Annotated in this window: 14 protein-coding genes and 3 riboswitches; of the genes, 6 read left to right on the plus strand and 8 right to left on the minus strand. The window is 66.2% G+C overall.

What is annotated here, in order from left to right; translation table 11 throughout:
* The first annotated feature begins 92 nt into the window (after positions 1-92).
* Both FBY36_RS11190 and FBY36_RS11195 read left to right on the plus strand, forming a co-directional pair.
* Positions 93-830: an HAD family hydrolase gene (locus FBY36_RS11190; RefSeq protein ID WP_142119400.1), complete on the plus strand. Its 738-nt coding sequence runs from the start codon at positions 93-95 to the stop codon at positions 828-830.
* A 135-nt stretch (positions 831-965) separates the two neighbouring features.
* Positions 966-3,311: a glycoside hydrolase family 65 protein gene (locus FBY36_RS11195; protein WP_142119402.1), complete on the plus strand. Its 2,346-nt coding sequence runs from the start codon at positions 966-968 to the stop codon at positions 3,309-3,311.
* A 99-nt stretch (positions 3,312-3,410) separates the two neighbouring features.
* Here FBY36_RS11195 and lipA read toward each other — a convergent pair whose 3' ends face one another.
* The 6 genes from lipA to gcvP form a co-directional block, all read right to left on the minus strand.
* Complete coding sequence (gene lipA, locus FBY36_RS11200) at positions 3,411-4,424, minus strand: lipoyl synthase (RefSeq protein ID WP_142119404.1); 1,014 nt, start codon at positions 4,422-4,424, stop codon at positions 3,411-3,413.
* 52 nt (positions 4,425-4,476) lie between these two features.
* Positions 4,477-5,928 (minus strand): L-serine ammonia-lyase, encoded by a 1,452-nt coding sequence (locus FBY36_RS11205; RefSeq protein ID WP_142119406.1) that lies wholly within the window; start codon positions 5,926-5,928, stop codon positions 4,477-4,479.
* Positions 5,929-6,391: 463 nt separating this feature from the next.
* Positions 6,392-7,720 (minus strand): serine hydroxymethyltransferase, encoded by a 1,329-nt coding sequence (glyA, locus tag FBY36_RS11210; protein WP_142119408.1) that lies wholly within the window; start codon positions 7,718-7,720, stop codon positions 6,392-6,394.
* A complete protein-coding gene (gene gcvH, locus FBY36_RS11215; RefSeq protein ID WP_142119409.1) occupies positions 7,717-8,100 on the minus strand; it encodes a glycine cleavage system protein GcvH in 384 nt (127 codons plus the stop codon). The genes glyA and gcvH overlap by 4 nt, the downstream gene beginning before the upstream one ends.
* Before the next feature lie 30 nt (positions 8,101-8,130).
* Complete coding sequence (gene gcvT, locus FBY36_RS11220) at positions 8,131-9,267, minus strand: glycine cleavage system aminomethyltransferase GcvT (protein ID WP_142119411.1); 1,137 nt, start codon at positions 9,265-9,267, stop codon at positions 8,131-8,133.
* 9 nt (positions 9,268-9,276) lie between these two features.
* Positions 9,277-12,150, minus strand: a complete 2,874-nt coding sequence (gene gcvP, locus FBY36_RS11225) for an aminomethyl-transferring glycine dehydrogenase (RefSeq protein WP_142119413.1) — start codon at positions 12,148-12,150, stop codon at positions 9,277-9,279.
* A 160-nt stretch (positions 12,151-12,310) separates the two neighbouring features.
* A riboswitch (glycine riboswitch) is annotated at positions 12,311-12,410 on the minus strand.
* A gap of 290 nt (positions 12,411-12,700) precedes the next feature.
* Positions 12,701-12,799: riboswitch (glycine riboswitch) on the plus strand.
* Positions 12,800-12,894: riboswitch (glycine riboswitch) on the plus strand.
* A 50-nt stretch (positions 12,895-12,944) separates the two neighbouring features.
* On the opposite strand from gcvP, the gene cycA reads away from it, so the two are divergent.
* The 3 genes from cycA to FBY36_RS11240 all read left to right on the plus strand — a co-directional run bounded on the left by cycA (position 12,945) and on the right by FBY36_RS11240 (position 16,195).
* Complete coding sequence (cycA, locus tag FBY36_RS11230) at positions 12,945-14,486, plus strand: D-serine/D-alanine/glycine transporter (RefSeq protein WP_142119415.1); 1,542 nt, start codon at positions 12,945-12,947, stop codon at positions 14,484-14,486.
* A gap of 175 nt (positions 14,487-14,661) precedes the next feature.
* The gene (locus FBY36_RS11235; protein WP_142122599.1) at positions 14,662-15,462 is read left to right on the plus strand and encodes a hypothetical protein; all 801 of its coding nucleotides are present in this window, start codon (positions 14,662-14,664) and stop codon (positions 15,460-15,462) included.
* Positions 15,446-16,195, plus strand: a complete 750-nt coding sequence (locus tag FBY36_RS11240) for a LamB/YcsF family protein (RefSeq protein ID WP_142119417.1) — start codon at positions 15,446-15,448, stop codon at positions 16,193-16,195. The genes FBY36_RS11235 and FBY36_RS11240 overlap by 17 nt, the downstream gene beginning before the upstream one ends.
* 49 nt (positions 16,196-16,244) lie before the next feature.
* Here the strand turns inward: FBY36_RS11240 and FBY36_RS11245 are convergent, their stop codons facing one another.
* Entirely contained in the window at positions 16,245-17,864 is a 1,620-nt protein-coding gene (locus FBY36_RS11245) for an HNH endonuclease signature motif containing protein (RefSeq protein ID WP_142119419.1), read from the minus strand.
* A 93-nt stretch (positions 17,865-17,957) separates the two neighbouring features.
* Positions 17,958-19,319, minus strand: coding sequence for a DUF445 domain-containing protein (locus FBY36_RS11250; protein WP_142119420.1), 1,362 nt, complete (start codon positions 19,317-19,319; stop codon positions 17,958-17,960).
* A 49-nt stretch (positions 19,320-19,368) separates the two neighbouring features.
* Between FBY36_RS11250 and FBY36_RS11255 the strand changes: the two genes are divergently transcribed.
* Entirely contained in the window at positions 19,369-20,268 is a 900-nt protein-coding gene (locus tag FBY36_RS11255) for a glycerophosphodiester phosphodiesterase (RefSeq protein WP_142119422.1), read from the plus strand.

Consider the following 20,268-nt stretch of genomic DNA (forward strand, 5'->3'; position numbering starts at 1 on the left):
CGATGCTGTGCGCATGCCGCGCCAGCAGCACCTCCTGCAGGCCGCCCCGGCAGGACCGGCAGTCCGTAAACCGAGAGGACACCGCACTGCCGATGACATCACAAACTGCAGCTGGCACCGCCGCCTGGACCGGCGCGGCAGCAATCCTGTTTGACCTGGACGGGGTGCTCACGCCTACGGCCACCGTCCATGAGCGTGCCTGGCAGGAACTGTTCGACGGCTACCTTGCCTCGCAGCCGGGCGTCGCCGGTTACAGCGAAAGCGACTACTTCGACCATATCGACGGCAAGCCCCGCTTCGATGGAGTACGCGACTTCCTGTCCTCCCGCGGGCTCACGCTCCCGGAGGGTCCGCTGGATGACGACCCCGTCAACGACACCGTCCAGGGCCTTGGCAACCGGAAGAACGCGATCTTCAACGACATCGTGAGCACCGGCGTGGAACCGTTCGAAGGCTCGGTGCGCTTCCTCCAAGCCGCGTTGGAACGCGGACTCAAGGTCGCCGTCGTCTCCTCCTCCCGCAATGCCCCCGCCGTCCTGGCGGCCGCCGGACTCAGCCGCCACTTCACCGTCGTGGTGGACGGGGTGGTGGCCGCGGAACAGGGCCTTCCCGGCAAGCCAAGCCCGGCCACCTACGAATACGCGGCCAAGCTGCTGGACCTGTCCAGCTCGGAGTGCGTGGTGGTGGAAGACGCCGTGTCAGGTGTGCAGGCCGGACACGCCGGATCCTTCCACTCGGTCATTGGCGTGGACCGGGGCGCCGGACGGCAGACGCTGCTCGACGCCGGAGCCACCCTGGTGGTCAACGACCTTCAGGAACTCATCCCCTAAAAAGCCCCGGACCCCCGTTGCCTTCCCCGGGCAACCCTGCTGCTTCCCTGGCAGCACCAATCCCAGTACCGCTCTTCCCCGAATACACCGTGCCGGCCTGCCCGGCAGCACGGCAACGCCAAAAGGACCCCGACCATGGCACTCATCTCCGCGGACCGCGAACGGTTCCCCGACACCCCCTGGCAGCTCGTTGAAACGCGCTACGAAACCGACAACGCGGGAACACTCGAGACCCTGTTTGCGCTGGGAAACGGGCACCTTGGCATCCGGGGTGCCCATTGGGCCGCGGCCGACGCCGCACTGCCGGGCAGTTTCATCAACGGGCTGCACGAAATCTGGGACATCAAGCACGCGGAAAACGCGTTTGGGTTCGCCCGGACGGGCCAGCGCATCCTGTACATCCCGGATGCCAACAATTTCACCGTGGTAGTGGACGGCGAAAGCCTCAGCCTGGCCGAATCCGAGGTCCTGGACTACCGGCGCACCATCGACTTCTGCACTGGCATCTATGAATGCCGCGTCACCTGGCAATGCCGGTCCGGCGCCTCGGTGACCACCACGGAACAACGGGCGGTGGGCTTCGCCTCCCGCGGCAGCCTTGGCATCTCCCTGGAAGTTGCCACGGACCGGCAGGTCTCCCTGGACGTCATCTCCTCGGTCATCAACCGCCAGGACCAGCCGGTGGAAGACCACTCAGTGCATGATCCGCGCCGCGCCGGCCGCCACGCCGGGCGGGTGCTGCTGCCCCTGCGGCTTGACGGCGGCGACGGCTCCCTGCGCCTGTCATGGGAGGCATCAGAATCCAAGCAGCGCGTGGGGATAGCGGTTGACCACTGGACCTCCGCCGGGCACCAGCCGTTCGAGACCCTGGTGGACCAGGACGACAGCAGCGTCCGGTATGTCCTGGCCGTGGATGCCGGTGAACCGTTCCGGCTGGAAAAGAGCGTCAGCTACGCGGCCGGCCGCACGGTGCAGGAGCCGGACGTCGATGCAGCCGCGGTGGCGGAAGAGAAACTTCGTCCCGTGAACGAGATCTTTGCCGAGAGCGAGGCCCACTTCCGCAGCTACTGGGCAACGTCGGACATTCAGGTTGAGGGAGGCCGGCCGGGACTGCAGCAGGCCATCCGGTGGAACCTGTTCCAGCTGGCGCAGGCAACGGCCCGCGCCGATGTTGCCGGCATTCCCGCCAAGGGTGTGACGGGCTCGGGCTACGAGGGGCACTACTTCTGGGACCAGGAAGTGTACCTGCTGCCGTACCTGACCTACACGAATCCCGACGGCGCCCGGCAGGTCCTGGAGTTCCGCCACGGCATGCTTCCCGAAGCCAAGATCCGGGCCAAGGAGCTGAGCGTTGACGGCGCCCTTTTCCCGTGGCGGACCATCAACGGGCTCGAGGCCAGCGCCTACTACGCTGCCGGCACGGCCCAGTTCCACATCGCGGCCGCGATCGCCTTTGCCACCAACAGGTACCTGTGGGCCACCGGCGACTCCGCCTTCCGGGAGGGAATGGGCGCTGAGCTGCTGATCGAAACCGCCCGGATGTGGATCTCGCTGGGCTTCTTCGGCAAGGACGGGCTCTTCCACATCCACGGTGTCACGGGCCCGGATGAATACACCGCCGTGGTGAACGACAACCTGTATACGAACGTGATGGCCCGCTTCAACCTGCGCGCGGCCGCCGCGCTTGAGCACGCCGAAATCACGCACGAGGAGCGGCAGCTGTGGGAGGCCGCCGCCAGCCGGATGCAGCTGCCGTACGACGAGCGGATGCAGGTGCACTCCCAGGACAATGACTTCATGACCCTGGAGGCCTGGGACTGGACCACGCCGCGGTCCAAATACCCCTTGCTCCTGCACTTCCACCCGCTGGTGATCTACCGCCACCAGGTCCTAAAACAGGCGGACACCGTCCTGGCCATGTTCCTGCAGTGGCAGGATTTCACCGCGGAGGAAAAGCAGCGAGCCTTCGACTTCTACGATCCCATCACCACCGGCGACTCCACCCTGTCCGCCTGCGTCCAGGGGATCATGGCGGCGGAGGTGGGCTATTCCAAGGAAGCCCTGGACCACTTCACCAACGCCGTCTTCATCGACCTGGACGACACCCACGGCAACACCATCGACGGCGTGCACATCGCCTCCACCGGGGGCGTATGGAGTTCGTTGGTCTGCGGCTTTGCGGGGCTGCGTGACCAGGGCCCGGTCCCGTTCTTCGATCCCCGCCTCCCCGCGGAGTGGGACGCGCTGGCCTTCCACCTGAAGATCCGCGGCCGCCTGCTGCTGGTCCGGCTTTCGGCCGACGCCATCACGCTCGCCGTCCAGGAAGGCGGGCCGCTGGAGCTCGACGTCCGCGGCCAGCGGGTTACCGTGGCGGGCCAGCCCGTGCAAGTCCACCTGGAGCGCGTCCCGGAGCCGGAGCCTACGGTCTTCCCCAGCGGCCTGCCCACGGCGAGCATTCCCGTGGTGCGCGGCAACAGCTGAGCGGTTTGCCAGGCTGGGAGGACGCGTTCGACGGCGGGCCGGCAGGAACTTCCGCCGGCCCGCCTTAGCCTCCTGCCGCCGTCGTGCATTCCTCCGCTCTCAGCCAGCCAGAAGGGTGGCGGCTTCCTGGCGGGTGGTGCCGGAGTCCTGGATTCCGTCGGCGATGTGGGCGAGTTCGGCGGGGATGTCCCGGCCTTTTTCCCGCATGGCGGTGGCCCAGAGCCGGCCGGCGCGGTAGGAGGAGCGGACCAGCGGCCCGGACATGACGCCGAGGAAGCCGATTTCCTGGGCTTCGTGCTGGAGGTCCACGAATTCCTGGGGTTTGACCCAGCGGTCCACGGGCAGGTGCCGTTCGGACGGGCGGAGGTATTGGGTGATGGTGATCAGGTCGCAGCCGGCGGCGTGGAGGTCGCGGAGGGCCTCTGAAATTTCTTCGCGGGTTTCGCCCATGCCCAGGATGAGGTTGGACTTGGTGACCATGCCCAGGTTCCGGCCCTGGGTGATGACGTCCAGGGACCGTTCGTAGCGGAACGCGGGGCGGATCCGCTTGAAGATCCGGGGTACGGTTTCGACGTTGTGCGCGAAGACCTCGGGGGCGGAGTCGCAGATCGCCTTGATGTGGTCGGGGTTGCCGGAGAAGTCCGGGATGAGCAGTTCCACGCCGGTGCCGGGGTTCAGTTCGTGGATTTTGCGGACGGTTTCGGCGTAGAGCCAGACGCCTTCGTCTTCCAGGTCGTCGCGGGCCACGCCGGTGACGGTGGCGTAGCGCAGGGCCATGGACTGGACAGAGCGGGCCACCTTGGTGGGTTCGAACATGTCCACGGGCGAGGGTTTGCCGGTGTCGATCTGGCAGAAGTCGCAGCGGCGGGTGCATTCGGAGCCGCCGATCAGGAAGGTGGCTTCCTTGTCTTCCCAGCATTCGAAGATGTTGGGGCAGCCGGCTTCTTCGCAGACGGTGTGCAGGCCTTCCTTTTTCACCAGGTTCTTCAGCCCGACGAACTCCGGACCCATCTGGACCTTGGCCTTGATCCATTCCGGTTTGCGTTCCACCGGGACCGCAGCGTTGCGCTGCTCGATCCGCAGCATCTTCCGGCCTTCAGGTGCCAATGTCATGGTTGTTTCCTTTGTTTGATCTGGGGCTCTTGCCGGGCGGGGTTGGTGGTGGTCAGCATTCGACGACGTTGACGGCGAGGCCGCCCATGGCGGTTTCCTTGTATTTGGAGGACATGTCCTTGCCGGTTTCGCGCATGGTGATGATGACTTCGTCCAGCGAGACGCGGTGGGTGCCGTCGCCCCAGAGCGCCATTTTCGCGGCGTTGATCGCTTTCGCGGCGGCGATCGCGTTCCGTTCGATGCAGGGGACCTGGACCAGCCCGCCGATCGGGTCGCAGGTCAGGCCCAGGTTGTGTTCCATCGCGATCTCCGCGGCGTTCTCCACCTGCGCCGGGGTCCCGCCCATCACCTCGGCCAGGCCCGCGGCGGCCATCGAGGACGCCGAACCCACCTCGCCCTGGCAGCCGACCTCGGCCCCGGAAATGGAGGCCTGTTCCTTGTAGAGCACCCCGACCGCGCCGGCGCCGAGCAGGAACCGCACCACCACATCGTCCCGGTCGGCCTGGCTGGCCTGGTCCATGCCCGGGGCGAAGTGCAGCGCGTAGAACAGCACCGCGGGAATGATCCCGGCCGCCCCGTTGGTGGGGGCGGTGACCACCCGGCCGCCGGAGGCGTTCTCCTCGTTCACCGCCAACGCCACCAAGTTAACCCACTCCTGCCAATACCTGGGGTCGAAGCGGACCGCGTCCCAGTCCGCCTCCTGGCCGCTGTGCTGTTCCTCGTCCTGGGTGTGCGCGGATTCCTTCTTGAGCCGGTCGTACCAGTCAGGGGCGCGGCGGCGGACCTTCAACCCGCCCGGCAGCACCCCTTCGCGCTTCAGCGAGGTGGCCACGCAGTTTTCCATCACCGACCAGATCTGCAGCAGCCCCTCCCGGATCTGCTCCTCATCCCGGGAGGCTTTTTCGTTCACGAGCATGACATCGGCGATGCCCAGCCCGGTCACCGCGCAGTGCTCCAGCAGTTCCGCGGCGGTCCGGAACGGCAGCGGCAGCTCCTGTTTGGACGCGTCCAGTTCCTGCTGCGCCGCGTCCTCCTCACCCTCCCGGACAATGAACCCGCCACCGACCGAGAAGAACGTCGCCGCATGCAACACCGAACCTTCCGCGTCAGAGACCGTGAACGTCATCCCGTTCGTGTGCCGCGGCAACACCGTCAACGGCCGCAGCACCATGTCCTTCACCCCATACGGCAACGGCACCGCACCGGCCAGGTTCAACGTCCCGGTCTCCGCGATCGAGGCCAGCCGCTCCTCCACCTCATCCGGCAGGATCAGCTCCGGATGAAACCCCTCCAACCCCAGCAGGACCGCCGTCATCGTCCCGTGCCCGTGCCCCGTCGCGGCCAACGACCCATACAAATCCACCCGCAACGACCCCACCCCAGCCAGCACCCCCGAGGCCTTGAGTTCCTCAGCGAACACCGCAGCAGCCCGCATCGGCCCCACAGTATGAGAAGACGAAGGGCCAATACCGATCGAAAAGAGATCAAAGACTCCGACTGCCATAACTAAATCCTTACTGAAACTGTGGTGAGGTGCGTGGCTGGTTTGGGCTGGAGCGGGCAGGACATCCTCTGCGTGCCCGGGGCCCACGCCGTCCGGGTTCCCTGGCCGAGCTTGCGAGGCTAGGGGGACGGTGGGGAGCACGCTGCCGGATACCCCGCCCACTCCGAGGGCACGTCACCTAAGCGACAGGACCAGCAGCGACGACTTACTGGACAGGCATGCAAGCACGTCCAGGACACGGGTTGGGCGGAGCAGGAAAACACACGCACGTGGTCCGCGGCCGACCGTAGCCTGTACTGCACCCCTTCGTCGCTCGCCTTGGTGACTGCCCCACGCCCCATCGGGTGCGGCCTCCGGCAGCATGCGTCTAAGGGAGCGTCACGTCCGCTTAGCGGGCGTCAACGCGACCGAGCATGCAGAGGAGGCCGGACCCGACGGGCAAAGGTGGCCACGGCCGAAAAACTCAGGCGAGGGGCGCGATGCCCGGGTAGAGCGGGTGGGCCTTCGCCAACTCCTCGACGCGGTGACCGAGCCCGGAAAGGTCCGCGTCGGCGTCGGCAATCAATGCCTCGGCGATGATGTCCGCAACCTCGCGGAAGGCATCTTCGCCGAAGCCGCGGGTGGCCAGGGCGGGGGTGCCGATACGGAGGCCGGAGGTGACCATCGGCGGGCGTGGGTCGAAGGGAACGGCGTTGCGGTTGACGGTGATGTCGATGGCGGCGAGCCGGTCTTCGGCCTGCTGTCCGTCGAGGTCGCAGTTCCGCAGGTCGACGAGGACCAGGTGCACATCCGTGCCGCCGGAGACAACGCTGATGCCTTTGGCCGTGACGTCGGGCTGGACCAGCCGTTCTGCCAGGATGCGGGCACCGGAGAGGACGCGTTCCTGCCGTTCGCGGAACTCTTCGGATGCGGCGATCTTGAACGCCACGGCCTTGCCCGCGATCACGTGTTCCAGGGGGCCGCCCTGCTGGCCGGGGAACACAGCCGAGTTGATCTTCTTGGCGATGTCGGCGTCGTTGGTCAGGATGATGCCGCCGCGCGGACCGGCGAGGGTCTTGTGCGTGGTGGATGTGGTGACGTGCGCGTGCGGGACAGGGGACGGGTGCAGGCCCGCGGCCACCAGGCCGGCGAAGTGCGCCATGTCCACCATGAGGTAGGCGCCCACGGAATCAGCGATGCGGCGGAACTCGGCGAAGTCGAGCTGCCGGGCGTAGGCGGACCAGCCGGCAACGATCAGCTGCGGCTTGTGCTCCTGGGCCAGGCGCTCCACTTCAGCCATGTCCACCGTGTGGGTGTCCTCGCGGACGCCGTAGGGCACCACGTTGTAGAGCTTGCCGGAGAAGTTGATCCGCATGCCGTGCGTGAGGTGGCCGCCGTGGGCCAGGTTGAGGCCCATGATGGTGTCGCCGGGCTTGATTAGTGCGTGCATCACCGAGGCGTTGGCCTGCGCGCCGGAGTGCGGCTGGACATTCGCGAAGCCGGCCCCGAACAGGGCCTTCAGCCGGTCAATGGCAAGCTGCTCGATCACGTCGACGTGCTCGCAGCCGCCGTAGTAGCGCTTGCCAGGATAGCCTTCGGCGTACTTGTTGGTCAGCACCGAGCCCTGCGCCTGCATTACTGCTGCGGCAGTGTGGTTCTCGGAAGCGATCATCTCCAGGCCATCGCGCTGCCGGCCCAGTTCGTCGTCGATCTTTGCCGCAATCTCCGGATCCAGATTGGCGAGGTCGGCGTTCAGGCTGGGCGAGACTACCTGCTCAAAGGCGACGGTCCCCGCCGCTGCAGCCCCGCTCACAGCTCGCCGCCGTTCGCTGCTGCGTACTCCGCGGCCGACATCAGCGGGCCTTCCTCGGTAACGGCCACCTTGAAGAGCCACCCGGCGCCGTAGGGGTCGCTGTTGATCAGGGCGGGGTCCGAGACCACGCCGTCATTGATCTCGATGACCTCACCGGTTACCGGGGCATAGAGGTCGGAGACGGATTTGGTGGATTCCACCTCGCCGCAGGTATCGCCGGCCGTCACCGTGGAGCCGACCTCGGGAAGGTCAACGTACACGATGTCACCCAGGGCATCGGCAGCCACGGCGGAAATCCCGATCCCTGCAGGGCCGGATCCGTCAACCGCAACCCACTCGTGTTCGGCGGAGTACTTCAGTTCAGAAACAACTTTGCTCATGATTCTTCCTTACGTTTGAAAACTGTTGGATTACTTTTGGCGCTTGTAGAACGGGAGGTTGACGACTTCGAAGCGCTCGGGCTTGCCGCGGAGGTCGATGTCCAGGACGGTGCCGGCTTCAGCGAATTCGACGTCGACGTAGGCCATGGCAACGGGGTAGCCGAGGGTGGGGGAGGGCTGGCCGGAGGTCACTTCGCCCACCAGGCTGCCATCCTTGAGGACGGGGTAGTGGGCACGTGCGGCGCGGCGGCCGGTGCCCTTGAGGCCCACCAGCTTCTGCCCGATGGTTGAACCGACTCCGGCAGCCCTGATGGCGGCCAGTGCTTCCCTGCCCACGAAGTCGCTCTCCTTTGCCAGCGACACCACGGGGCCCAAACCGGCAGCGTAGGCGTTGACGTGGCGGGAGAGCTCGTTGCCGTAGAGCGGCATGCCTGCCTCGAGGCGGAGGGAGTCGCGGCAAGCCAGTCCGGCGGGGACCAGGCCGGAGCCGTCGCCGGCTTCAAGCAGTGCTTCCCACAGGGCGGGTGCGTCCACGTTGGGAACGTAGATTTCGAAGCCGTCCTCGCCCGTGTAGCCGGTCCGCGCCACGAGCAGGTCCTGCCCGTTAAGTTCCACCTCGACGGCGGCGTAGTACTTCAACTCCCGGACCAGTGCGTGCTGTTCGGCCGCGACCAGCTTCAGGAGGATCGCCTCGGAATTCGGTCCCTGCACGGCAATAAGCGAGGTCTCAGCGGAGGCGTCCTGCACAGTGACGTCGAAGTTGGCGGAGCGCTCCAGGAGTTCCTTCGCCACAACAGCCGCGTTGCCAGCGTTGGGAACCACCAGGAAGACGTCGGTGCCATCCTGTGCGGCGGGGCGGCGGTAGGTGATGAGGTCATCGATGATGCCGCCGTCGGCGTCGCAGATCAGCGAGTATTTCGCTTTTCCGATCGCCACCGCTGACAGTTTGCCGGCCAAGGCATAGTCCAGGAACGCGGCGGCATCGGGCCCGGTCACCCAGACCTCACCCATGTGGGAAAGGTCGAACAGGCCGGCCGCGCTGCGCACGGCATGGTGTTCGGCCAGCTCCGAGCTGTACTTGAGCGGCATCTGCCACCCGCCGAAGTCGGTGAAGGAGGCTCCGGCCTTCTTGTGCTGCTCAAAGAGAGCGGTGTAATTCTCAGTCATTGGAAGTCCTTAGTTCTCAAATTCGGCTGTGCTGTCCTCAAACGCTTCGAGGGGCGGGCAGGAGCAGATCAGGTTCCGGTCGCCGGCGGCGCCGTCGATCCTGCCCACTGGCGGGAAGTACTTGTCTTGGCGCAGCGAGGCAACGGGGAAGACGGCCTGCTCGCGCGGGTAGGCGCGGTCCCAGTCGGAGCTGACGACGGCGGCTGCCGTGTGGGGTGCGTTGCGCACCGGTGATGCCTCCAGGGTGAAGTCGCCGCTGGCTACCTGCTGGATCTCGCCGTGGATGGTAATCATGGCCTCGATGAAGCGGTCGATCTCCGCCAGGTCCTCGGACTCGGTGGGCTCCACCATCAGGGTGCCCGCAACCGGGAAGGCCAGGGTGGGGGCGTGGAAGCCGAAGTCGATGAGGCGCTTGGCCACATCCTCCGCGGTAACGCCGGTCTTCGCGGTGAGTTCGCGCAGGTCCAGGATGCACTCGTGGGCCACCAAACCGCCCTCGCCCGTGTACAGGACCGGGAAGTATTCGTTCAGGCGGGACGCGACGTAGTTCGCTGCCAGCAGTGCGGACTTGGTGGCCTCGGTCAGGCCATCGCCGCCCATCAGCTTCACGTAGGCCCAGGAAATGGGCAGGACACCGGCGGAACCAAAGCGCGAAGCGGAGATCGCGACGCCATGGCCGGCCTCGTGGGCGGCCTTGTTGGCATCGCCCGGCATGAACGGTGCCAGGTGGGCCTTGGCAGCCACAGGCCCGACGCCCGGTCCGCCACCGCCGTGCGGGATGCAGAAGGTCTTGTGCAGGTTCAGGTGCGACACGTCGCCCCCGAACTGGCCCGGCTGCGCCAGGCCGACCAGGGCGTTCAGGTTGGCGCCGTCAACGTACACCTGGCCGCCGGCAGCATGCACGGCGTCGCAGACCTCGCGGACGTCGGAATCGTACACACCGTGGGTGGAGGGGTAGGTAATCATGATGGCCGAGAGGACGTCCTTGTTGGCTTCGATCTTCGCCTGCAGGTCCGCGTGGTCTATCGTCCCGTCAGCGGCGGTGGCGACAACGACGACCTTCATCCCGGCGAGGACTGCGGAGGCCGCGTTGGTGCCGTGCGCCGAGGCAGGGATGAGGCAGACGTTGCGCTGCTGCTCGCCGCGGGAGTGGTGATAGCCGCGGATCGCCAACAGGCCTGCGAGCTCGCCCTGGGAGCCGGCGTTGGGCTGGATGGACACCTGGTCGTAGCCGGTGATCTCGGCGAGGTCGGCTTCCAGTCCGGAAATCAGTTCACGCCAGCCTTCAGTCTGGGAGTCCGGGGCGAACGGGTGGATCGAGGCGAACTCCGGCCAGGAGATGGCTTCCATCTCGGCCGTGGCGTTCAGCTTCATGGTGCAGGATCCCAGCGGGATCATGGTGCGGTCCAGCGCCAGGTCCCGGTCAGAGAGCTTGCGGATGTAGCGCAGGAGCTGGGTTTCCGAGCGGTGGGTGTTGAACACAGGGTGCTGCAGGTAATCGGAGGTGCGCAGCAGAGACCCGGGCAACTCGAAACCCTGGGCGTCACCCACGGGACCGGCACCAAAGGCGACGGCGACGGCGGACAGGGTTGCCGCCGTCGTCGTTTCATCAACGGAGACGCCTACCGTGTCCGCGTCGATGAAGCGCAGGTTGATGCCGCGGGCTTCGGCTGCGGTGATCACCTTGGCGGCCTTGCCGGGAACGCGGACCGTAAGGGTATCGAAAAAGGAGGCACTGACCAGTTCGCGGCCCATGGAGGTGAGCGCGGTGGCCAGGACGCGGGCCTTGCCGTGGACCGCTTCGGCGATTGCCTTCAGCCCGTCCGGGCCGTGGTACACCGCGTAGAAGGAGGACACGATGGCCAGCAGCGCCTGGGCGGTGCAGATGTTGGAGGTGGCCTTCTCGCGGCGGATGTGCTGCTCGCGGGTCTGCAGGGCCAGACGGTAGGCGGGGGCGCCGGCGTTGTCCCTGGACACGCCCACAATCCTGCCGGGCAGGGTCCGTTCCATGCCCTTGCGGACAGCCATGTAAGCGGCGTGCGGCCCCCCAAAGAACAACGGCACGCCAAAACGCTGGGTGGAACCGACGGCGATGTCGGCGCCCTGCTCGCCCGGAGGGGTGATGAGGGTGAGGGCCAAAAGGTCCGCGGCCACGGTCACCAGCGCACCGCGGTCCTTGGCCTCGGCGATGACGGCGGACTGGTCCCAGACCCGGCCGGAGACACCGGGCTGCTGCAGCACCACCCCGTTGATGGCACCGTCAGGCAGTCCCTTGGACAATTCGGCGATTTCCACCTCGAAGCCGAGCGCCTCCGCACGGCCCAGCACGATGGCGATGGTCTGGGGGAGGCAATCGGCGTCGAGCACCGTCCTGCCGTCCTTGGCATCCTTGTTCTTGTTGGCCCTGCGCATCAGCAGCACGGCCTCAGCCACCGCCGTCGCCTCGTCGAGGAGGGAGGCGTTTGCCACGGGGAGGGCTGTCAGGTCCTGCACCATGGTCTGGAAGTTCAGCAGCGCCTCCAGCCGGCCCTGGGAAATCTCCGGCTGGTACGGGGTGTAAGCGGTGTACCAGGCCGGGGATTCAAGGATGTTGCGGCGGATCACCGGAGGCGTGACGGTGTCGTAGTAGCCCTGGCCGATCAGCTGGACCGCGGTCTTGTTCCGGCCGGCGATCCGGCGGAGTTCGGCCAGGACCTCCACCTCGCTGAGGGCGTCGGTCAGCCTGAGGGCAGTGTCCTGACGGATGGATGCGGGGACAGCCATGTCAACGAGGCCATCCACGCTGTCATAGCCCACGGCCTTGAGCATGGTGTCGACGTCGGCTTGGCGGCGCGCGCCGATATGGCGGTCAACAAACGATGTTGGATGCGGATGAATCGTCATGAGGAACTCCAGTTCTGGCCGGCCGAAGGTGGCACGGCGTGGGATGGGTTCCTCCCCGCTCTGTATTGGACCTGAGAGATTCCGCGTTGCCTGCTCTTGGCAGGGGGCCGCTTGCACCGTCGGTGAACCAGGCAGAAGCCCGGTTGCTTTCCAGAGTCGCCTCGCCATGACGGTACGTGGGCCTGAGAGATTCCTGGGGAGGATTTGCTCCTACGGCGCCTGCCCGGTGTTTCGCGGGAGGACTCTCCCGTCACAGCTCGAAAGGCTTATTAAAATGTGGGTGATTCGGCTCACAAGGTATCGGGATTAGCTGCCGGTGGCAAATCGGACGGCTGCCACAGGCGGATGCATCCGGCCCGTGACGCCCTTCTGTCCCGCTTGTGTCGGAGCAGGTTTGACTTTCGATGGTGACGGACACCACACTGAACCCCGGGATTGGCACCGCCGGTGGCCGGCTCAACGTATCCGGAGCGGCCCACCAGCCGGCGTCCATCCCAATGCATGACCCGCCGCGGCCCCCAGGGCTGCGGCTTCCAACTGAACACGCCTTCGACCTGCGGCGGGAGAGCCCTGCCCGGTACATTCAGCAGGCGCCGTAGGAGCAAACCCTCCCCAGGAAACTCTCAGGCCCACGTACCGCCGCGGACAGGCAACTCTGGAAAGCAGCCAGGCAAGTCCTGGCTCACCGACGGTGCAAGCGGCATGGGCTGCGGAAACTCTCAGGTTCACTACAGAGCGGGGAGGAATCAAATCTTTTGCGGTACCCAAGTGCCGCTTTATCGATGGAGTTCCTCATGGCGATTCATCCCCCCACGTCCAACGGCGAACCTGCGCGCAACGAAGCCGTAAACACGCCCGCCCGCAGCGAGCCACCCCACCTTGAACGGCAGCTCAGCAACCGCCACATCCAGCTCATCGCCATCGGCGGAGCGATCGGCACCGGCCTCTTCATGGGCTCCGGCAAGACCATCTCCGCCGCCGGCCCCTCCGTGATCTTCGTGTACATGATCATCGGCTTCATGCTCTTCTTCGTCATGCGGGCCATGGGCGAACTGCTGTTGAGCAACCTGAACTACAAGTCCTTCAGTGACTTTGCCGCCGACCTCCTGGGGCCGTGGGCCGGCTTCTTCACCGGCTGGACCTACTGGTTCTGCTGGGTGATCACCGGAATCGCGGACGTGATCGCGATTGCCGGCTACTCCAAGGAGCTCTGGCCGGGGCTTCCGCTGTGGATCCCGGGCCTGGCCACGGTGGGCATCCTGCTCCTGCTGAACCTCGCCACTGTCAAGGCTTTCGGCGAGACCGAGTTCTGGTTCGCCCTCATCAAGATCATCGCCATCGCTGCCCTCATCATCGTGGGCCTCTTCATGATTTTCACCGGGTTCCAGAGCGACGCGGGCACGGCAAGCTTCACCAACCTGTGGAGCCATGGCGGGTTCTTCCCCAACGAGTTCATGGGCTTCGTGGCCGGATTCCAGATCGCCGTGTTCGCCTTCGTGGGCATTGAGCTGGTGGGCACCACGGCAGCCGAGGCCAAGAACCCCGAGCGCACGCTGCCCAAGGCCATCAACGCCATCCCTGTCCGCGTGCTGCTGTTCTACGTCGGCGCGCTGGTCATCCTGATGGCGGTCACCCCGTGGACCCAGTTCGCCGCGGGCCACAGCCCCTTCATCGGCATGTTCTCCCTGGCCGGCCTCGGCGCCGCGGCCACAGTGGTCAACCTGGTGGTCCTCACCTCGGCCATGTCCTCCGCGAACTCCGGCATCTACTCCACCTCCCGCATGGTCTTCGGACTGGCCCAGGAAGGCGACGCCCCCGGCATGTTCGGCCGCCTGTCCACGAGGAAGGTGCCCAGCAACGCGCTGTTCCTGTCCTGCGTCCTGCTGCTGTCCGGCGTCGTACTCATGTATGCCGGCCAGGACGTTGGCAAGGCCTTCGAAATGGTGACCACCGTGTCCGCCGTCTGCTTCGTCTTCGTCTGGTCGATCATCCTGGCCAGCTACATCTCCTTCCGCCGCCGCCGGCCGCATCTGCACGCGGCGTCCAAGTTCAAGATGCCCGGTGGCATCCCCGCCGTGTGGGTGGTTTACGTGTTCTTCGCCTTCGTCCTGTGGGCCCTGACCACCCAGCCCGACACCCTCGTTGCACTGCTGGTGACCCCCATCTGGTTTGTCGTCCTTGGCGTGGCGTGGGCCATCCTGCGGCGCCGTCCCGCCCACCTGGCCCGCTTCGAGGTCTTCCAGGCTGAACTTCGGGCCGACCAGGCTGCCGCCGGGCACAACGGCGGCGTGGATTCCGGCGCGGCAGGGCATGATGTCCAGGAGGCCAGGAAGTAACGGCCGTCGGCGGGTTGCGGCGCAGGCGCTTGGCTTCAGTTGCCGAATCCTGCCGCCGCAGCCCGCCAGTCGTGAGCTGCAGACCGAAAAGTTCAGCATGCTTAGTGTTTGTCCACATAGGATGGAAAGAGCACGGCAGCCTACCCGCTGCAGGTCGATTTGAATGAAGGTGACCATGGCCCGGCGCAGCAACCCCGCAGTACGTATCGCACAGGAAACCGCCCACAGTGCAATGTTCGATTCCGAGGGCAAGCCAAAGCCCGGGGTCCACAACATGCTCCTGAAGGCGGTACAGATTCAGCGGCCCCTGGTGGTTGGCTACATCCGCCGGCTCCAGAAGAAGCATCCACGGGCCACCGCTGCCCAGCTGGCGGACATCGCAGAGCGCGACTACCTGCGTGCGGTCGCCGGCGGGGGTGCCTTGGTGGGTGCAACCGCCGTCGTCCCCGGTGTTGGAACCGTGGCGTCGCTGGGACTTTCCGCCGCCGCCACCGTCGGTTTCCTGGAAGCAACGGCCCTCTACGCCACCTCGCTGGCTGAACTCCACGGCATTCGCCTCACCAATCCGGAGAAGGCCGGCACCATGGTCATGGCCATCATGCTTGGCGAGGAGGGGACCGCCCTGCTGGGCACGCTCAGCGGCCAGGCATCCGGCGGCCCCAACAACACGTGGGGCAATGCACTCTCGAAGTCCATGGTGGTGCCCGGGTTCGGCAGCGTCCGGAAGCGGATCCAGCATGCCTTCCTCAAAAACCTGCTTAAGCGCCAGGGAACTGCGCTGTTCGGCAGGGCCCTCCCGTTCGGAATAGGTGCCGTGGTGGGTGGAGCCGGTAACCTCGTGATGGGCCGTGCGGTGGCCAAGAATGCCCGGGAAGCGTTCGGGCCAATGCCGGACACCATTCCCGGGGAGCTGACTGCCGCCGCCGGGCCGGACAACCTGACGCTGGAAGGCAACACATTTGGATCTCAACGCTGACGTAGGCCAATCATTCGGCCCCTGGACCACCGGCGGTGATCCGGCGATGTTCCAGCTGGCCACCAGCGTCAACGTAGCCTGTGGCCTCCACGCTGGCGACCCCGTCACCATGCTGGACAGCTGCAGGGCGGCATACGAACTTGATGTCACCGTCGGTGCGCACCTGGGCTACCGGGACCTGGCCGGCTATGGGCAGCGCTCGCTGGGGATGAGCTTCGATGAACTTTTCGGCGACGTGCTGTACCAGCTGGGGGCGCTCGACGGCGTCGCGCACGCCGTGGGTGCCTCCGTGGACTACGTGAAGCTGCACGGAGCGCTGTACGGCACCACAATTCATGACGCCGAGCAGGCCTCCGCCGTAGTCGCGGCGGTAAACGCTTACGATCCAGGCCTCCCGTTCCTGGGCCTCCCGGGCTCGGAGCTCCTGAAGCAGGCCAAGGAAGCAGGGCACCCGGTATTCGTCGAGGCCTTCGCGGACCGCGCCTACCTCGCCGATGGCACCGTGGTGCCGCTCTCCGAGGAAAATGCAGTCCTTCACGACGTCGATGCAGTGGTTGAGCGGGCTATCCGCCTGGCCACGCAAGGCGAAGTGGTGGCTGCGGACGGCACGGTGGTAGCGCTCCGGCCCGGCTCACTGCGTCTTCAGGGCGGGAGCCCCGCGGCGGTAGAGATGGCGGCCAGGATCAGGGCAGGACTCGAAGCTTGCGGCGTAGGACTGGAGTCTTTCGCATAGAGGCCTGGACTCCTTCGCGTAAGGGCTAGCGCACGAGCACAGGCCAGCCTCAGCCGGACAGTACGAATGGTTTGGTGAAGAACTCCGCCCAAACCGGATCCTCCGGCGAGAGGTCGTTGAGGTCTATGAGTTGGTCGTCGTCTGGTTCCCACTGCGGAAGGTCTTCAGGGCTGGCATCCAAGCACAGGCGTTCACCCGGCATGAGCCATTGCGGCCACTGGGTCGGGTTGGGGTCGGGGTGTTCGGGTTTGTAGTGGCGGCCTGTTGGTGAGGTCCAGCCGGGCGGTGAGTTTTCCGTTGCGGCGTCCGGGACCCATGGCCGGGCGTGCTTGAGCCGGTGGTGTTTTGGGCAGAGTTGTCCCAGGTTCCGGACGTCTGTTCTGCCGCCGTGTTTCCAGGCGGTGAGGTGGTCGGTGTCATTGTCCGGGGTGCGGTTGCTGCAGCCGGGGAAGGTGCATTTTCCGTCGCGCATCCGGATCCACTGTTTGATGGTTTCCGTGAGCCGGTAGCGGGTGCGGCCGATCTCCAGCGGGGCCCCGTCGCGGGGGTCGACCAGGACCCGGTAGAACGATTCCGCCCCGTCCGTGACGAGTTTGCGTGCCATCGATGCCGGGATGGGGCCGTGGCCGTCCAGCTCTGCGGGTTCGTCCGTGACACTGAGCAGGGAGAACACTGGCACCATGACCAGGACGTCGGCCCGCGGGGTGGGGACTCGTCCAACATCACTATTGCTCCCCGCAGCGCTCCCGGTACCGGAAACGCTGCCTGCGCCTGTTCCCGCAGCATCACCCGTCCTCCCGGCCGCCTCACCCGCAGCAGCCTCACGCGCAGGCGTTCCGGTCCCGAGGAGCAGGGATGCTGCGATGTCTGGGCGGAGCTGGGTGAGGGTGCGGGGTTCGTTGGGGCCTTGGAGGCCGCGGGCGGTGGCGGTGGTGCGGTTCCAGATCGCCGAGGCGGTGTCGCCGGGGAGGCGGAGCGCGATCCAGGCCATGCCGTCGCGGTCCGGGGTGTATTCCATCCGCCGGTCCGCGACGCCTTTGGCGTGGCGCTTCTGCAGGCTTTCGGGGTGGTGGCGTTCGCGCCACGTGCGGACTTTGACCCGGAATCGCGATGGCACGAGTTCACCGGGGGCGGCCCCGCGGGCCGGCTTGGAGGCGTCGGGGTCGAAGAAGTGCGCCACCAGGGCGGCGGCGCCGTCGGGGGTGAGGCCTTCGGTTTCGTCGGCAACAATCCTGGCGTGCTGCCAGGACAGGGCCCCGGCGGCCAAAGCGTCCATCACCGGCGGCAGGGAACAGGCCCGCCGGGACTGCTCCACGAACGCCCCGGCCGCGCCTGAGCTGATGGTCAGAACCCCGGCGATCTCCTCCACCGCTGACATCTCCGCATAGGTGCATTCGTGCATCGGCGCGTCGGGGGCAAGCATTGCGTGCTGGATCTCAACGGCCTCGGCAACATCAACGGCCTTGACCGCGGCGAGCTGCGCCTCCAGCCGCTTCACCACCTCCAGCCGGGTCAGCCGGAGCTCGTACCGCCGCTGCAACACATCCACATCAGCCCCAATACCAACCCCGGCAGCCAGGAAATTATCCTCACAGTCCAGCGCATCGAGGGCAGCAACAGAGGAGTGAACCCCCTCCAAAACCACCCCGCCACCGCTGCTGATTTCCATACGAACATCATCCATCGAGGCACTGACATTCGAAGCGGCGGCTAACGTTCCTGAGTCACACCGCTGGACCGAGACCGCTCATCGCGAAGGGATTTACCCAAAGACCAGGTGCGCCACCGTGAAGATCGCCAGGCCGGCCAGCGACCCCACCACGGTGCCGTTGATGCGGATGAACTGCAGGTCCTTGCCTACCTGGAGCTCGATTTTCTGGGACGTTTCTTCGGCATCCCAGCGTGCCACGGTGTCCGTGATGACCCCGGCGATGTCCGAACGGTAGGTCCGGACCAGGTACCCAGCAGCGTCGCCGATCCAGGCGTTGACCTTCCCGGCCAGTTCCGGGTCCTCAACCAGCCGCGACCCGAAATCGCGCACCGCTGCCTTGAATTTGATGGTGAGTTCGCTGTCCGGATCGTCTACGGCGCCCAGCAGGGCGTTCTTGACCGTGCCCCACGTGCGGGAGGCGAGTTCACGGACCTCCGGGTCACCCAGGACCTGTGCCTTGATGTCTTCGGCGCGCGCAATCATCGCGGGATCATGCTGGAGGTCCTGGGCCAGGTCGTTGAGGTACTTGTCGATCGACTGCCGCACCTGGTGCCGGGGGTCAGCCTGGACGGCCCGCACAAACTTCAGGATCTCGATATAGACCTTGTCGCCCACCAGCCCGTCCACGAACTGCGGAACCCAGGTGGGGGAGCGGTCAGACACCAGGTGGGTGACCGTGTCGTGGTTGTCGTCCACCCAGTCCGCTGCCCGGTCCACCAGCAGGTCCACCAGAGTGTGGTGATGCCCGTCATGGAAGATGCGCTCCGCAAGCCTTCCCACCGGAGGTCCCCACGGCGGTGTGAGCAGGTGCTTGCGCACCATGCCCTCGATAACGGCCTGGACGTCGTCGTCATTCAACACCTTGAAAGCACCGCGGATGACGGCAGCGCCCTCCTTGGCCACCCGGTCCGCACCGCCGGGGGCGGCCAGCCATTCACCTGCCCGGCGTGCAATGTTGACGCTCGCCAGCTTGTCCTGGACTACCTGCTCAGAGAGGAAATTGGTCTCCACGAACTCGCCCAGCGAGGCGCCGATCTGGTCCTTCCGGCGGGGGATGATGGCGGTGTGGGGGATCTTGATGCCCATCGGGTACTTGAACAGGGCCGTCACGGCGAACCAGTCTGCCAGTGCACCCACCATGCCGCCCTCGGCCGCCGCACGCACGTACTGCAGCCACGGATATTCCTTCTGCAGCGCGAACGCAAAGACAAAGACCACGGCCATGGCAATCAGCAGGCTCAGCGCCAGCAGCTTCATCTTCCGCAGCGCTGCCGCCTTTTCGGCGTCGCCGGCACCGGGTTGGCGGCGTACGACGGCGCCTGCCGCCTGGGTGCCCGGCCGCACCTGCTGCGGGGTTTCGGTGGGGGATTCCTGCGTGGTTGGCCCAGTAGTTGCCTCAGAGTTCACCTGCATGTGCCAAGCCTAGCCCCGAAGGCGGGGGCCGGTCGGCTACCGTGTGTCCATGACAACTGACGAGTCAGTGCCGCACCGGCCGCTGGTCTTTGCCCACCGTGGTTCGAGCGGCGCCTACGCCGAACACACCAGAGCCGCTTACTTGCAGGCTTTGGCTGACGGCGCCGACGGGGTTGAATGCGATGTGCACCTCACCCGGGACCAGCACGTGGTCCTGCTCCACGACGCCAACCTGGACCGCACCTCGGACGGGACGGGCCCGGTGGCCGAACGGACCCTGCGCGAGCTGCACCAGCTGGATTTCTCCTCCTGGAAGGGTGTCCGCATCCCCGAAGCGTACGGGGCGCGTTCAGAGCAGCTCCTCACCCTCCCGGAACTGCTGGACATCCTCAGGGGTGCGGGCCGTCCGGTACAACTCGCCATCGAGCTCAAGCATCCCAGCGCCTACCAGCTCAAACTTGAGGACCGCGTGCTGGAGGTGCTCCGCAGCGAGGGCTGGAACCCGCAAAGCTCCACCGTGGACAACGTGGCCGTGACCTTCATGAGTTTCAGCCCGGATTCGGTCCGCCATCTGCTCCGCTCCGTGCCACCCCAGTACATTTGCCAGCTGGTGGACGATCTCACCATCCACGAGATCCGCGGCGGACTGGGCGTGGGGCCAATTGCCGGCGGCGCCATCGCCAACTTCATGAAGGCCACGCAGATGGAGGGCGAGCGGATCCTGGATGACCGGGAGGTGGGCATGGCCGGCCCCGGGATCGACTACGTCAGGGAGCGGCCCGCCACCGTGCGCCGCTGGCTGGACTCCGGCCGGCGTTTCCGTGTGTGGACCGTGGACAGCCCGGAGGACGTGGCGCTCTGCCAGGAACTGGGCATCCACGAGATCACCACCAACGTGCCGGGCCGTGTCCTGGACCAGCTCCACGCGGCCTCGACCCAGGGAAAGTAG

The organism is Arthrobacter sp. SLBN-122 (assembly GCF_006715165.1).
Lineage (GTDB): Bacteria > Actinomycetota > Actinomycetes > Actinomycetales > Micrococcaceae > Arthrobacter.